This is a genomic window from Clostridium uliginosum (genome assembly GCF_900112485.1).
GTDB classification, from domain to species: Bacteria; Bacillota; Clostridia; order Clostridiales; family Clostridiaceae; genus Clostridium; species Clostridium uliginosum.
Window position 1 is genome coordinate 62207 of record NZ_FOMG01000008.1, and the last position, 15289, is coordinate 77495.

Annotated in this window: 16 protein-coding genes; 14 read left to right on the top strand and 2 right to left on the bottom strand. The window is 28.3% G+C overall.

The window, feature by feature from the left end:
• Positions 1–10 precede the first annotated feature (10 nt).
• The 5 genes from BM027_RS07315 to BM027_RS07335 all read left to right on the top strand — a co-directional run bounded on the left by BM027_RS07315 (position 11) and on the right by BM027_RS07335 (position 5455).
• Entirely contained in the window at positions 11–1645 is a 1635-nt protein-coding gene (locus BM027_RS07315) for a DAK2 domain-containing protein (protein WP_090090237.1), read from the top strand.
• 121 nt (positions 1646–1766) lie between these two features.
• Positions 1767–3800: an ATP-dependent DNA helicase RecG gene (gene recG, locus BM027_RS07320; protein ID WP_090090240.1), complete on the top strand. Its 2034-nt coding sequence runs from the start codon at positions 1767–1769 to the stop codon at positions 3798–3800.
• Between the two features lie 62 nt (positions 3801–3862).
• A complete protein-coding gene (gene rsmD / locus BM027_RS07325) occupies positions 3863–4420 on the top strand; it encodes a 16S rRNA (guanine(966)-N(2))-methyltransferase RsmD (protein WP_090090243.1) in 558 nt (185 codons plus the stop codon).
• 1 nt (position 4421) lies between these two features.
• Positions 4422–4901 (top strand): pantetheine-phosphate adenylyltransferase, encoded by a 480-nt coding sequence (coaD, locus tag BM027_RS07330; RefSeq protein WP_090090246.1) that lies wholly within the window; start codon positions 4422–4424, stop codon positions 4899–4901.
• A gap of 11 nt (positions 4902–4912) precedes the next feature.
• Positions 4913–5455 carry an ATPase gene (locus BM027_RS07335; protein ID WP_090090249.1) on the top strand — a complete coding sequence of 181 codons (543 nt, stop codon included), beginning with the start codon at positions 4913–4915 and terminating at the stop codon, positions 5453–5455.
• Here BM027_RS07335 and ylbJ read toward each other — a convergent pair.
• Together ylbJ and BM027_RS07345 are read right to left on the bottom strand one after the other, a co-directional pair.
• Positions 5435–6607, bottom strand: a complete 1173-nt coding sequence (ylbJ, locus tag BM027_RS07340) for a sporulation integral membrane protein YlbJ (protein ID WP_090090252.1) — start codon at positions 6605–6607, stop codon at positions 5435–5437. The genes BM027_RS07335 and ylbJ overlap by 21 nt on opposite strands.
• 351 nt (positions 6608–6958) lie before the next feature.
• The gene (locus tag BM027_RS07345; protein ID WP_090090255.1) at positions 6959–8155 is read right to left on the bottom strand and encodes a nucleotidyltransferase; all 1197 of its coding nucleotides are present in this window, start codon (positions 8153–8155) and stop codon (positions 6959–6961) included.
• Positions 8156–8455: 300 nt separating this feature from the next.
• Between BM027_RS07345 and pta the strand changes: the two genes are divergently transcribed.
• The 9 genes from pta to BM027_RS18355 all read left to right on the top strand — a co-directional run bounded on the left by pta (position 8456) and on the right by BM027_RS18355 (position 15288).
• Positions 8456–9457: a phosphate acetyltransferase gene (pta, locus tag BM027_RS07350; protein ID WP_090090258.1), complete on the top strand. Its 1002-nt coding sequence runs from the start codon at positions 8456–8458 to the stop codon at positions 9455–9457.
• 22 nt (positions 9458–9479) lie between these two features.
• A complete protein-coding gene (locus BM027_RS07355) occupies positions 9480–10682 on the top strand; it encodes an acetate kinase (protein WP_090090261.1) in 1203 nt (400 codons plus the stop codon).
• Positions 10683–10825: 143 nt separating this feature from the next.
• A complete protein-coding gene (locus BM027_RS07360) occupies positions 10826–11332 on the top strand; it encodes a YceD family protein (RefSeq protein ID WP_090090264.1) in 507 nt (168 codons plus the stop codon).
• 2 nt (positions 11333–11334) lie between these two features.
• The gene (gene rpmF / locus BM027_RS07365) at positions 11335–11517 is read left to right on the top strand and encodes a 50S ribosomal protein L32 (protein WP_090090266.1); all 183 of its coding nucleotides are present in this window, start codon (positions 11335–11337) and stop codon (positions 11515–11517) included.
• A gap of 109 nt (positions 11518–11626) precedes the next feature.
• On the top strand, positions 11627–12628 hold the full coding sequence (gene plsX / locus BM027_RS07370) for a phosphate acyltransferase PlsX (RefSeq protein ID WP_090090268.1): 1002 nt from the start codon (positions 11627–11629) through the stop codon (positions 12626–12628).
• 273 nt (positions 12629–12901) lie between these two features.
• Positions 12902–13132 carry an acyl carrier protein gene (gene acpP, locus BM027_RS07375; protein WP_090090271.1) on the top strand — a complete coding sequence of 77 codons (231 nt, stop codon included), beginning with the start codon at positions 12902–12904 and terminating at the stop codon, positions 13130–13132.
• A 166-nt stretch (positions 13133–13298) separates the two neighbouring features.
• Complete coding sequence (gene rnc / locus BM027_RS07380; RefSeq protein WP_090090274.1) at positions 13299–13997, top strand: ribonuclease III; 699 nt, start codon at positions 13299–13301, stop codon at positions 13995–13997.
• Positions 13990–15012 (top strand): elongator complex protein 3, encoded by a 1023-nt coding sequence (locus BM027_RS07385; protein ID WP_090090277.1) that lies wholly within the window; start codon positions 13990–13992, stop codon positions 15010–15012. Before rnc ends, BM027_RS07385 begins: the two co-directional genes overlap by 8 nt.
• 177 nt (positions 15013–15189) lie before the next feature.
• Positions 15190–15288: a DUF4044 domain-containing protein gene (locus tag BM027_RS18355; RefSeq protein WP_207647594.1), complete on the top strand. Its 99-nt coding sequence runs from the start codon at positions 15190–15192 to the stop codon at positions 15286–15288.
• The last annotated feature ends 1 nt before the right edge of the window (position 15289 follow it).

Consider the following 15289-nt stretch of genomic DNA (forward strand, 5'->3'; position numbering starts at 1 on the left):
GTTAAATTAGATGGAATTTAAAAAAATTAATGGCCATGATTTTTATAACATGGTTGTAAATGCTAGTAATAGGTTATTAGAACAAAGTGATTTTGTAAATGCTTTAAATGTTTTTCCGGTGCCTGATGGAGATACTGGAACAAATATGTCAATGACTTTTAAAGCAGCGGTTAAGGAAATAGAGAATGTATCGTCTAATTCTATTGGAGAAATGTCTAAAAAATTAGCTAAGGGTGCTTTGATGGGAGCTAGAGGAAACTCTGGAGTTATTCTATCCCAAATATTAAGAGGTATTTCTAAAGGATTGGAAGGCAAAGAAGAAGTTGATGCTACCGAATTTGCAATTGGATTTTATGAGGGATCAAATGCTGCATATAAGGCAGTTATGAGACCGACAGAAGGTACTATACTTTCAGTAATAAGAGCAGCTTCAGAAGCAGCTGTTGCATCAGATGCTGAAGATATAATATCTTTAATGGAAGAAATAAATAAAGAAGCAAAAATAATGCTTGATAGAACTCCAGAATTACTACCAGCTTTAAAGAAGGCCAAAGTAGTTGATTCAGGTGGAATGGGTCTTTATATCATACTTAAAGGTATGCTTGAAGCTTTAAAAGATGGAATTCAAGCAGAAATACAAGATATAAAGATAGGTTTAGCAGATACAAAAGTTGGAGCGCAATCTACTGAAGAAGTTGACATTAAATTCGGATATTGTACTGAATTTATAATACTTGGAGATTCAAAAAAATCAAATGAGTTTAGAGACAAAATTGAACCTCTTGGAGATTCTATGATTGTTGTAGGATATGAGGATGTAATTAAAGTTCATATTCATACCAATGATCCAGGATTGGTTTTATCTCATGCAGTAGCTGTAGGTGAGTTATCAAAGATTAAGATTGATAATATGAGAGAAGAACATAGAGAATTGCTAAGTGACTTAGATTCAACTGAAAATATAGAAGAAGCTTCAGAAGTTGAACATAAAAAGTATGCATTTATAACAGTTGCAATGGGTGATGGAATTGTAAAGATATTCAAGGATTCTGGCGTTGATTATGTCATAGAAGGTGGGCAAACAATGAACCCATCAACTCAAGATATATTAGATTGCATAGAAAAAATAAGTGCAGATCATATTTTTATAATGCCAAATAATAAAAATATAATTATGGCAGCTAATCAAGCATCAGAAATCTCAGATAAGAATATAATAGTAATACCTACAACAACTATTCCTCAAGGAATTGCATGTGTTACTATGTTTAATCCAGAATCGGAAGTAGATCAAAATGTTGAAGAACTAAATGATGTTATCAATTCAGTTAAAACTGGATCTGTAACTTATGCTGTGCGAGATACTGAAATTGATGGAATAGAAATTAAAGAAGGAAATATGTTAGGTCTAGTAGAAGGTAAAATAAAACACGTAGGAGAAGATACAATATCTGTTACAAAAAAAGTTTTACAAGATATGTTAGATGATGAAAGTGAATTAGTTACCATTTATTATGGGGAAGAAATGGAAGAAGATAAGGTTAATGAATTTGTAAGTGAGCTAGAAAACGAATATCAAGATTTAGATATTCAATGTTACAAAGGAAATCAACCTTTATATTATTTTTTAATGTCAGTAGAGTAATATAATTAAATTTAAATTATTTGATGATTTTGTTTAAATATGAAATTAAATAGAGAAAATATAGATATTAGAGAATTTTTAAAAGCACCTTAATTGGTGCTTTTTTTGGAGGATAAATTTAATGGATATATATAGCAATATTTCTTCATTGAAGGGAGTAGGACCAAAACTAACAGAAAAATTAAATAAATGCAGTATTTTTAACATTTTAGATCTTTTATTATATTTTCCAAGAGATTATGAATTTGTTAATGGTAATATGTCATTTGATGAAATAATAGATGATGAGAAGCAGATATTAAGATGTAAGGTTGCAAGAATAAAAGGTGATATTAGAACCAAAACAGGTAAAACTTTAACTGTAATAGAATTTGATTATTGTGAGCATAAAATTTATGGGAAATGGTTTAATCAACAGTATATAAAGAATACTATTTATAGAGGAAATATTTATAATTTAATGGGTAAATTTAAGAAAATTGGAAAAACTCTCGAAGTAATTAATCCAACTATAGTATGTGAGGAAGCATTGGAAAATAGAATTTTACCTAAGTATCCACTCAAAGGAGACATAAGCAACAAATTAATTGAGAAATTAATTAATAGCATTATTTCTTCTATAGAAATAAAAGAAAATTTACCAAATCAAATACTAAACAAATATGCATTAATATCATTAAATGATGCAATAAAAGATATACATTTTCCAAATGATAAAAATAGTTTGGAAAAAGCCAAACTTAGGCTTAAATTTCAAGAGTTATTTACTTATTCTTTAAAATTATTGTTAATAAAATATAAACTTAAGGGAAACAAAGATGGTATATCTTTTGAATGGACGAATGAACTAAGGAATTTTAAAGAGAAAATACCATATAAGCTTACTAGTGCTCAAACAAAAGTAGTTAGGGAAATTTTAAGAGATCAAAAATCTGAAAGTTCAATGAATAGATTAGTTCAAGGTGATGTTGGAAGTGGTAAAACGATAGTTGCGCTAATTGCAATATTTAATATTATAAAAAATGGATATCAATGCGCATTCATGGCACCAACAGAAATTCTGGCAACCCAACATTATGAAGAATCTATTAAACTTTTTGAAGGCTTTAATATAGAAATAGAAATATTGACAGGAAGTACTTCTTTAAAAGAAAAGAAGAGAATCAAGCAAAGAATTAAAGATGAAAAACCAATATTAATCATAGGTACTCATGCACTTTTCCAAGATGATGTTGAGTTTAGTAAATTAGGACTTATAATTACTGATGAGCAACATCGCTTTGGCGTGGAACAAAGGAGTAAATTAATCAATAAAGGGAAGCAAGCAGACTGTTTGGTAATGACAGCTACTCCAATTCCTAGAACATTAGCTCTTTATTTATATTCTGATTTAGATGTATCTATAATTGATGAATTACCACCAGGCAGAAAGAAAATAGAAACAAGATTTTATCAAGATAATAATAGAGATATAGGATATGAACTAGCACTTAAAGAAATAGAAAAAGGAAGACAAATATATATTGTTTGTCCACTTATTGAAGAAGACGAAAAAGAGCAATTAAATTCTGTTGAGACTTTATATAATAAGCTAAATCAAGGGATATTTAAAAATTCAGGCGTTGAAATACTTCATGGAAAGATGAAAGCAATTGAAAAACAAGATATTATAACTAGATTTAAAAATAATGAATTTAAAGTTCTAATTTCTACAACAGTAATTGAAGTAGGCGTTAATGTACCGAATGCATCAGTAATGATAGTGGAAAATGCAGAAAGATTTGGGCTAGCACAACTTCATCAATTAAGAGGAAGAGTTGGAAGAGGAGAGTATGCTTCATATTGCATTTTGATAGCTAAAGCAAAGAGTAATATAACTAAGAAAAGAATGATGATAATGACAGAGTCTTGTGATGGCTTTTTTATATCAGAAGAGGATTTAAAGTTAAGAGGTGCTGGAGAAATGTTTGGAAGAAAACAAAGTGGTGATGAAGGCTTTATATTAGCTGATTTATATGAAGATATAAATATATTGAGAGCTGCAAAAGCTGAAGCCACTAATATACTAAAAAGTAATTCTAAAGATAATTTTGAACTAATAAATGAAATGCAAAAAAACTTAGAAAAAAGCAGTAAATACATTTGTTTTAATTAAATTGAATTATTATATACAAATGTGTTAATATATTTAGTATATACCGTTAAGGAGGAATACTTTTGAGAATAATATCAGGAAAAGCAAGAGGACGTAAATTAATACCTCCAGCAACAATGGAAACTAGACCTACATTAGACAGAGTAAAAGAAGCTATGTTTAGTATGATTCAAGGATACATACCTAATGCAGTTGTTGTTGATGTGTTTGCAGGGACTGGCAGTTTAGGATTAGAGTCAGCAAGTAGAGGATCGAAGGAAGTTTATTTAATAGATAAAAGTTCCGTAACATTTCCACTTTTAAAACAAAATATAGATAATCTTAAGTTTCAAGATTTTTGTTTTCCATTAAATATGGATTCATATGAGGCTTTAAAAAGATTAGCTAAAAAAGGAATAAAATTTGATATAATTTTTATAGATCCACCATATTGCAAGGAAATGATTCCAGAAGCTATGAAAATAGTTAAAAAAGAGGATATGTTAAGTAGAGATGGCATAATTGTAACTAAAATTGATACAATAGAAGAAATTTATGATGGATATGAAGATATAATGTTAACAAGAAGTAAAAAATATGGAAATACAACTATATGTTTTTATAAGTATAAGGAGGACTAACATGAAAGTGGCTGTTTACCCAGGAAGCTTTGACCCTGTGACGAATGGACATCTGGATATTATACAAAGAGGATCAAAGGTTTTTGATAAACTTATCATAGGTGTTTTAGTCAATGTTGAAAAAAAAGGACTTTTTGAAATAGAAGAGAGAGTAGAATTAATAAAGAGAGTAACAAAGCACTTAAGCAATGTGGAAGTTATTAGTTTTAATGGACTTTTAATAGATTTTCTAAAAAAAAGCAAAGCACAAATTATTTTAAAAGGACTTAGAGCTGTATCTGATTTTGAGTATGAATTTAAGATGGCTCTTATGAATAATAAGTTAGATCCTAATATTGAAACTGTTTTCATGATGACATCAGCAGAATATTCATATTTAAGCTCTTCATCAGTAAAACAAGTAGCTAAATTTGGAGGATGTATTGAAGGTCTTGTACCGAAAGAAATTATTTCAGATGTAATTATTAGGAGTAAAATTTAAGGAGTGGTATTATGGAAAAAATGGATGTAAATATTATGGAGCTGTTAGAATATTTACAAGATTTAGTTGATAATTCACCTAAAGTACCTATAAGTGGAAAAATAATGGTTGATAAGAAAGAAATTCTTGAAGTAGTTGATCAAATAATAAATTATTTACCAGACCAATTTAAAAAGGCACAATGGGTTATGAATGAAAGAGAAAGAATTCTTGGAGAAGCTAAAAAAGAATATGATTCAGTTAAAAAAGAAACTATGGTAATTATGAGACAAAATGTTGAGAGTCATGATATCGTTAAAGAAGCTAAAATAAGGGGACAAGAAATCATAGCCTCAGCACAAAGAGATGCTAAGGCAATAAGATTAGGTTCAAGAGAATATTCAGATGAAATTTTATCCCAACTTGATAGAGAGATAGAAGCTCAAAAAGAAATATTAATAAAGGGACTTCAAGGTAGTTTTGAAACAGTAGCAAAAGATGTAGATGGAACTTTAACAAGTGCATGTACAACAATAAGGGATAATATAAAAGAATTAAGAGGAATGAAAAAATAAAGAATATAACATTTTAAATATTAAAGTTAAAAATATTAATATAAATACTGGCAAAAAGTATATATATGCATTTGTGCCTGAAGTTATTCCTAAAGTAGAGGTTGTAATACTTGTTGGTATAATTTTTACAAGTAAATATGTTATTATGAAACTAAAAATTCCTTGAACAAACTTTAAAAATATATATTTAGAATAGGAGATTTTAAAGTTATTCATAAAAGCGCTTATTTGTGCAATTCCAGATAAGCCTGAAAAAGAGCATAAAAAGCTGATTATACCTAATTTGATAGGGATTGAAATATTTAAATTAGAAACTAGACTACATCCGTTAGTCATTTCTATGCTACCTAAAAATAATGAAAATAAAGTTCCAGCTTTTATGTTTAGTAAGGTTTCAATAAACTTAAATATATAATTTATATAGGAATTATTTTTTATAAGAGATATTATAACGGAAAACATGACTATAAAGCCTCCTATTGTTATAGTTGTAGTTATTCCGTTTTCAATTGCATTTTTTATCGCTTGACCAAAATTTACTTTTTTTTGTTTTATAGAACTAGAGGTTTCAATTTGCCTTGATGTTCTATTTTTTTTTGTTATAAGTGCTATAAAAATAGCAGATAAATAATTGCCTGCAAGCAATAAATAACCTAAACTAGGATTACCTAAAAGAGCTGAACCTACAGAACCAATTAAAAATAATGGCCCAACATTTGATGCTACATTTAAAAGTCTTTGGCATTCATCTTTATTAATATGACCTAAAGAATATAGATCAACTGAATACTTTGCACCTAATGGATAGCCACATAAAAAACTAGCAACAATAGGAAAGGAACAAGCTTTTGATAATCCTAATGGCTTACAAATCAATGGACCAAGAATCTTTGAATAAAGTGTTATACCATCATAGAATATTAGCAAATTACAAGTCACTAAAAATGGAAATGTAGATGGAACTATAGCTGTATACCATAATTTACAGCCAACTATAGCGGCAGCTGTACATTGCTTTATATTTAGGATGAAAAGTAATATAAATATAGAACAGAGTATACATAATATGAAATTTTTTTCGATATTTAGCTGTTTTATGAAAAGAACAATAAGTGCAATAATTAAAAACCATAAGATAATAATACAATTCATGAAATCACTCCAATCTTTAGTATTTATCTGATAGCTAGTATCCTGTAACACTATTTTGATATAAAATTATATTTTCAATGGCTACACAATCCTAGATAAGTTCTTCTAAGAACAGTAGAGTAATCATTATGGATGAATTACAATTGAATTTAAGAAGAACTTTAGGCATTTCCCAAGAAATAACTAGTCAATTTTCTTGTCTTTTTTGTACTATATTGCGTCAGTAAAGGCAGTTAATAACAGTAGTATTAATTGCCTCCACTTCTTTGTCTAGTTCAAAAAATCCTAAGAATTTTTGACTAGTTATTTATTTTGCAATGCCTTATATCCTTATAGTTATGTTAAATATTGTTATATTATGATAGGGCTAGTTAAATAATCTTGCATAGGATTTATTTTATTATTTAAAATGGAATAAGCTTTTGTTCCTAAAATATCAATTTTCATATGATCATTTATATTTTTTTTAGGGAGTTTAGTAATTATATCAATAGAACTACTCTTTTTTATTCTTTTTAAAATTTTTTTACCATTAGAATTGAATCCAAGCACTCTGCAATAAGGAGTTGATTTTTTTGATAATTTCAATAAATCATATTCTTCAAGATTTAAAAATGATTGAGTTAGTATTCTATTTATTCTAGTATACGTATATCTTTTACTTTTAGATTTTAATATTAATTCATTTAAAGAATTTGAATTTATTACTTCTTTTAAAATTTTATTATCTAAACCTTCTGATATGTCAGGTAGATTGCTAAGAGAATTGCCATTCATCAATAATTTATACTTAATATACTTAAACATATCCTCTTCAAATACAAAGCTATAATGTGAAGAAGATAAATCATTTAAAATATCATAACTTTCTTTAGGAAGATCCTCTTTTAAATCTCTTATATCTCCTTTTTTTAAATGATTTCGTATTGAGGTTGCTGATGAAAATGTAGAACTTAAGCACTTGTCATTATATTTTGAACCTTCTCTTTTTAAAGTAATAGGGATTATTGAACTATGTAATGACTTTAAAGCTTTAATATATTCAATACCTAAAATGTTATTTGAGTTTGAAATTATCTTTAAGATATCATCACATTTCAAATATTCACTTAAAGCATTAGCCCTACTTGAATGAAAAGGAAGGCCTAAACTTAAATAATTTTTTAACAAAAATTTATATTTTTCTGGTTCAAATGCCAATACATTTGATATATCTTCCAAGATTTTGACATTTCCTTCTTCGCTTCCAAAGTATATATTGTCAATTATATTTAATGAATTTAACAAAGATATACCTCCAAAAGCAAAATGTTCAGCAGATGACAATGAATACACTAATGGAAGTTCAATTATTAAATCGATACCATTTCTAAGAGCCATTTCAGTCCTCTTCCACTTATCTATAAAAGCAGGAACACCTCTTTGCATAAAATTACCACTCATAACACAAACAATACCATCTGATTGAGTATCTAATTTACATTTATTTAAATGATATTCATGTCCTTTATGAAAGGGATTATATTCTGTAATTATTCCTGTAATCATAATTTAAACACTCCTTATAAAAGATAATATAAAAATATTATATCATATGAAAGTTAATGAATTTTTTTTCGTTAAATAATTATCAATAATAAAAAGCAATATTACATAGAATAAAAATATTAATAAAATAAAAAATAATATTATCAGATAATTTTGAGTATTTCAAATCAAATAACTTCTATTTTATAATCAAATTTAGTTGAAAAAACTAGTGATAAAGTAGTATATTAAGATAATAAAGGAAAGTAGTGTATTAATATAATTAAAAAAGATAAGACACTTGAAAGGGGAATGTTTTATATGGAACTTATGGAAAAGATATGGAGTAGAGCTAAATCTGATAAGAAAAATATAGTATTAGCGGAAGGAAATGAGCAAAGAAATATTACTGCAGCACAAAAAATAGTTGAATTAGGTTTAGCTAACCCGATTTTAATTGGAGATAGAGAAGAAATATTAAAAAAAGCAAATGAAATAAATGTAGATATATCTAAGGTTCAAATAATAGACCCTAATGACTCAGACAAGCTACAAGAATATATAGAGAGTTTTTATGAACTTAGAAAAAATAAAGGAATGACAATGACAAAGGCAGAAAAGATAGTTAGAGATCCACTTTACTTTGCAACAATGATGGTAAAATTAGATGATGCAGATGGAATGGTATCAGGAGCGGTACACACCACAGGAGATTTACTTAGACCAGGATTACAAATTATAAAAACAGCACCAGGTGTATCTGTTGTTTCAAGTTTCTTTATAATGAATATTCCAGGATCAAATTATGGGGTAGATGGTACTTTAATATTTGCAGATTGCGCAGTTAATCCAAATCCTGATGAGGATCAATTAGCGGCAATAGCAATAGCAACAGCTGAAACAGCTGAAAGACTTTGCAAAATAGAACCTAGAGTAGCAATGCTATCATTTTCTACAATGGGAAGTGCCGATAACGCTATGGTAGATAAAGTTAGAAATGCAACAGAAAAAGCAAAAGCATTAAGACCAAATTTATTAATAGATGGAGAATTACAATTAGATGCTGCAATAGTTAAAAAAGTAGCAGATCAAAAAGCTCCTAATAGTGAAGTAGCTGGAAGAGCTAATGTACTAGTGTTTCCAGATTTACAGTCAGGAAATATAGGATATAAATTAGTTCAAAGATTTGCTAATGCAGATGCTATAGGACCTGTTTGTCAAGGATTTGCAAAACCAATAAATGATTTATCAAGAGGATGTAGTGCAGATGATATAGTAAATGTTGTTGCATTAACAGCAGTTCAAGCACAAAATGTTAAATAATTTAAAAGGAGATAGAACAATTATGAAAGTATTAGTTATAAATTGCGGAAGTTCTTCATTAAAGTATCAACTTATTGATATGACTACAGAAGAAGCGCTAGCAGAAGGTCTTGTTGAAAGAATAGGAATTGAAGGATCTATATTAACTCAAAAGGTGACAGGGAGAGATAAGTATATTGTTAAAAATCCACTTAATGATCACCAAGATGCAATTGAACTTGTTTTAAAGAGCTTAGTTGATGAAAAATTTGGAGTTATAAAATCAATGAATGAAATAAGTGCAGTTGGTCATAGAGTTGTTCATGGAGGAGAAAAATATTCTAACTCAGTATTAGCTGATGAGACAGTTATGAAGAATATAGAAGAATTTATTAAATTAGCACCCCTTCATAATCCACCAAATATAATTGGAATAAAGGCTTGTAAAGAACTTATGCCAAATACTCCTATGGTTTGTGTATTTGATACAGCATTCCATCAAACTATGCCAGAAAAAGCATATATATATCCATTACCTTATGAATTTTATGAACAAGATCATATAAGAAGATATGGTTTCCATGGAACATCACATAAGTATGTAGCAAATAAAGTTGCAGAAGTTATGAAAGAAAAGATTGAAGAATTAAAGATTGTAACTTGTCATTTAGGAAATGGAGTTAGTATTACAGCTGTTGATGGTGGAAAATCAGTAGATACTACTATGGGCTTTACTCCTCTTGCAGGAACTATAATGGGCTCTAGATGCGGAGATATTGATCCTGCAATAGTTACTTATTTAGTTAAAGAAAAAAAATATAGTATTGATGAAGTTAATGAAATATTAAATAAAAAGTCAGGTATTTTAGGAGTTTCTGGAGTTGGAACTGATTTTAGAGATATAAGAAGTGCTATTGGAAATAATAATGATAGAGCAATTCTTGCAACAGATATTTTTGGATATCACATAAAGAAACAAATAGGTGCATATGCAGCAGTTATGGGTGGAATAGACGCTATTGTATTTACAGCTGGAATAGGAGAACACGCACCGGAAGTTAGAATAAGAGCATTAACAGGACTTGAATTTATAGGTATAAAACTTGATGAAGAAAAAAATGATAATCAAAATGTTGGAAATGGACTTGTGATTTCAAGTGAAGATTCTAAAGTGAAAATATTTGTGATTCCTACTAATGAAGAATTAATGATTGCAAAGGAAACTTTAGCATTAATACAAAAGTAATTTAATAATAAATACCTTGACTTTTTAAGGCACAGTTTATATAATAAATTGTGTTTGCTTAACAAATATATGTGCTAAGGAGTGAAGTAAGGGCTTGTTACATAATCATAATTATTTGTATTATGTAGAGAAGTTCTATAATTATGAAAGTACGCGTTTCAGATCTTATTTCAAGAAAAGAAAGAAGCAAAGAAATTGATTACAAGTTTCAAATACATAAATTTGAATTTGAAGGAGATGTAATTAATGCAGTAGATCCTTGTGAAGTACTGGGAGCTATTACATCAGATAAAGACATAGTAACGATGAAAGCTAAAGTGAAAGTTACTTTAGAAATGATTTGTTCAAGGTGTTTAGATACCTTTATCTATCCAATAGATATTGATATAGAGGAGAGGTTTACAAATAATAAAGATCTTCAAAATGAAGATGTTATTATTGTACTTGATGACGTTTTAGACATCACAGAAATTGTTGAAACTAATATAATTTCAACCTTACCGATTAAAAGACTTTGTAAGGACGACTGCAAGGGACTTTGTCAAGAATGTGGTACTAACCTTAATTCAGGAAATTGTTCTTGTGATAAAGGTAATGTAGATATTCGATTCGATGTCCTAAAAGGTTTGTTCAACAATAAGGAGGTGTAATTATGGGAAATCCTGCAAGAAAGTGTTGTAGTGCAAGAAGAGATTCAAGAAGAGCTCAAACTTTTAAAGCTAGCTTACCTGGTATAGTTGAGTGCCCTCAATGCCATGAAATGAAGCTTGCTCATAGAGTATGTAAAAACTGTGGATTCTACAAAGGTAGAGAAGTTGTATCTTCAGAAAAATAAAAAGAAAGTCTTATGACTTTCTTTTATTTATATATAAGACATTTTAAAGAAAATATTAATTTAGTATTTTCTTTAAAGTGCCTAATGAAATAGAAGAGAGGTTGTGCTTATGAAGATAGCTATTGATGGAATGGGTGGAGATAATGCACCTTCAGCTGTTATAGATGGGATTATACAGGCAGCAAAGGAATATAATGAAATTACATTTTATATTACTGGTCCTAAAGAACAAATTATCTCAGAACTCTCAAAATATGATTATCCAAAAGATAAAGTAATAATAGTTGATGCAAAAGAAATAATATCAACAAATGAACATCCTGTAATGGCCTTAAGAAAAAAGAAAGACTCTAGTATAGTTAAGGCTTTGAACTTAGTTAAGGATGGTACATGTGATGCAATAATTTCAGGTGGAAGTACAGGAGCCTTTTTAGCAGGATGTACATTAATTATAGGAAGAGTTAAGGGGGTAGAAAGACCAGCTTTAGCACCTATAATGCCAGGTAGAAGGGGCAACTTTATGATTGTGGATGTAGGAGCAAATGTAGATTGCAAACCGGAATATTTAGTTCAATTTGGTAAAATGGGAAAAATATATTATAAAAATGTTTTTAATAAAGAAAATCCAACATTAGGACTTATAAATATTGGAGCAGAAGAAGAAAAAGGTAATGAACTTACAAAGGCTACTTTTAAACTTTTAAAAGAAGATCATTCTATTAACTTTAAAGGAAATGTAGAACCTAGGGATATACCAACAGGAGATACTAATGTTTTAATAAGTGATGGGTTTGTAGGGAATACAGCTTTAAAAATGTATGAAGGATCAGCTTCTAATCTTTTAGAAATGATAAAAGATGAAATATTAAAGGCAAATATTATTCCTAAAATAGGAATAATATTTTTAAAACCTCTACTTAAAAATATTATGAAAAAATTTGATTATAAAGAATATGGTGGAGCACCCTTTCTTGGAGTTAATGGTATTTGCATAAAAGCTCATGGGAGTTCTGATGGGAAAGCTTTTAAAAATGCTATTAGGCAAACAAAGATTTTTCATGAAAAAGGTGTATTAGAAGATATAAAAAAAGAATTTTCTAATCAAACATAAATTTTATTGATATAAGGTATCTGCCAATAAATAACTAGTCAGTCTTCTTGCCTTTTTTGTACTATACGGTATCAACAAATGTAGCTAATAACAGTAGTATTAACTGCATTCAATTCCTTGTCTAGTTCAAAAAATTCTAAGGATATTTGACTAGTTATTTATTTTATAATACCTAAAGTATTATAAAATAATAGACTTAAATACCTAAATTCATGTTGACGAGTAGGATAATATATAATATTATCTAAATGTAGAGTTTTGGAGGTGAAATAAATGTTTGAAAAAATTCAAAAAATTGTAGCAGATAAGTTAAGTGTCGATTTACAAAGTATTACCATGGACTCATCATTTATTGAAGATTTAAATGCTGATTCATTAGACATAGTTGAGCTTATAATGTCTTTAGAAGATGAATTGGATATGGAAATACCAGATGAGGATGTTGAAAACTTTAAAACTGTTGGAGATGTCGTTAACTATGTAAAATCTAATCACGAAGAATAAAATAATCCCGCATATACGCGGGATTTTATTTATAAATAGTTTATTCTTGAATTTGTTACATTAGGAATTATAAAGAGCTAATACACCAGTAGTACTGAATGTTTGGCTTATTATTTTTTTAATATCTTAGCAAATTGAAGAATAAACTTCAAGGAGTGTATATATAATGAACAAATACAAAATTAATGATATAGAAGAAAACTTAGGAGTTTATTTTAACAATCCATCATTGATAAAGACTGCATTAACTCATAGTTCGTTTGGAAATCAATTTAAGGATGCTAAATATAATGAGAGACTTGAATTTTTAGGAGACGCTGTACTGCAACTTTGTATTACAGAACATCTTTTTAATAAGTTTAAAGATAAGTCAGAAGGTGAATTAACAAAGATAAGAAGTTTAATAGTTTGTGAAAATTCACTTTATGAAATCGCAAAAAAGTTAAATCTTGGTGAGTATATACGTATGAGTAAAGGCGAGGAACTTACTGGAGGAAGAGAAAGAATTTCTATACAAGCTGATGCTGTTGAAGCTGTAATTGCTGCCGTTTATTTAGATAAAGGTAATGGATTTGCACAAGATTTTATATTACTTCACTTTGAACAAATAATAAATAAAGCAATAAATAATGAGATAATATTAGATTTTAAGACAAAACTTCAAGAATTTCTTCAAAAAGATGGAGAAATTTTAATTCAATATGAAGTGGTTAATCATGAAGGACCACCGCATAGAAGAAAATTTTTTACTAACGTGAGCATAGATGGAAAAGTGATGGGAGAAGGTTCTGGATATAGTAAAAAAGAAGCAGAACAAAATTCAGCGAAAGAAGCTTTGAGAAGATTAGGAAATATTGATGAGTAAAAATTATTATATTATACCTATATTTGTGCCACATGAAGGGTGCCCTCATAACTGTGTATTTTGTAATCAAGATAGAATAACAGGAGTTACGGATACAGTTACACCAGATATAGTAAGAACAATAATAAATGAATATTTAGAAACTATAAAGAATAAACAAGCAACTATAGAAGTTTCATTTTTTGGTGGAACCTTTACAGCTATAAAAGAGCAAAAGCAAAAAGAACTTTTAGCTATTGCTAAAGAATATAAAAGCAATGGGCTTATAAATAAGATAAGGCTTTCTACAAGGCCAGATTATATTGATGATTATATTTTAAGTTATTTAAAGGAGTATGGGGTTGATATAATAGAATTAGGAGTTCAGTCATTAGATGAAGGAGTTTTGAAAAAATCTGGAAGAGGTCATGGAGTGCTAGATGTTAAAAATGCATCACTTTTAATAAAAAAGTATGGTTTTACTTTAGGGCATCAAATTATGCCAGGATTACCAGGAGATACATTTGAAAAAGATATAAAAACAACTAAGTTATCTATTGAAATGAAACCAGATATTTGTAGAATATATCCAGCCTTAGTTATAAAAGATACTCCGATGGAAGAAATGTATAATAGAGAAGAGTACATACCTTATTCATTAGATGATGCTGTTGAAGTAAGTAGAGGCATGTATGAGTTATATAAAAATAATAATATAAATGTAATTAGAATAGGACTTCAACCAACTGAAAGTATAAATGAAGGAGCTGATATAATAGCAGGACCTTTCCATCCAGCTTTTAGAGAACTGGTTGAAGGAAGTTTAATTTCGAATTTAATTGTTAAAAACATAGGAGAGCAAAACAAATTACAAATTGATGTAAATCCTAGAGATTTAAGCAAGCTTTACGCAAATAAAAAGAAATATTTCAATATGCTAAGAAATAAAGAAATTATAGTAAAGCAAAATCCAGAAGTACCAAGAGGCAAGATACATCTATTAACTAATGATAAAAATTTAATTATACAATATTAGCGAGGGGAAACTCTCGCTTTTTATTTAAATGAAAATAATAATGCATATTCAAAAAAACAAAGAATGTAAGAATAGTTCTTTATAATATTTGGATAATTGCTTAATCAAAATATGATCATTTATTGATATTTTATTATGTTTAATATAAAATTAATAAGAAATAAGGAGTGTTGTTATATGAAGAAAAAGACTAGAGAAAAGATGAAGGTTGCAATGGTTATTTTTATTGTTTTAATTTTCATTATAGGATTATTACCTGCAGTACTTTTGCTATAAG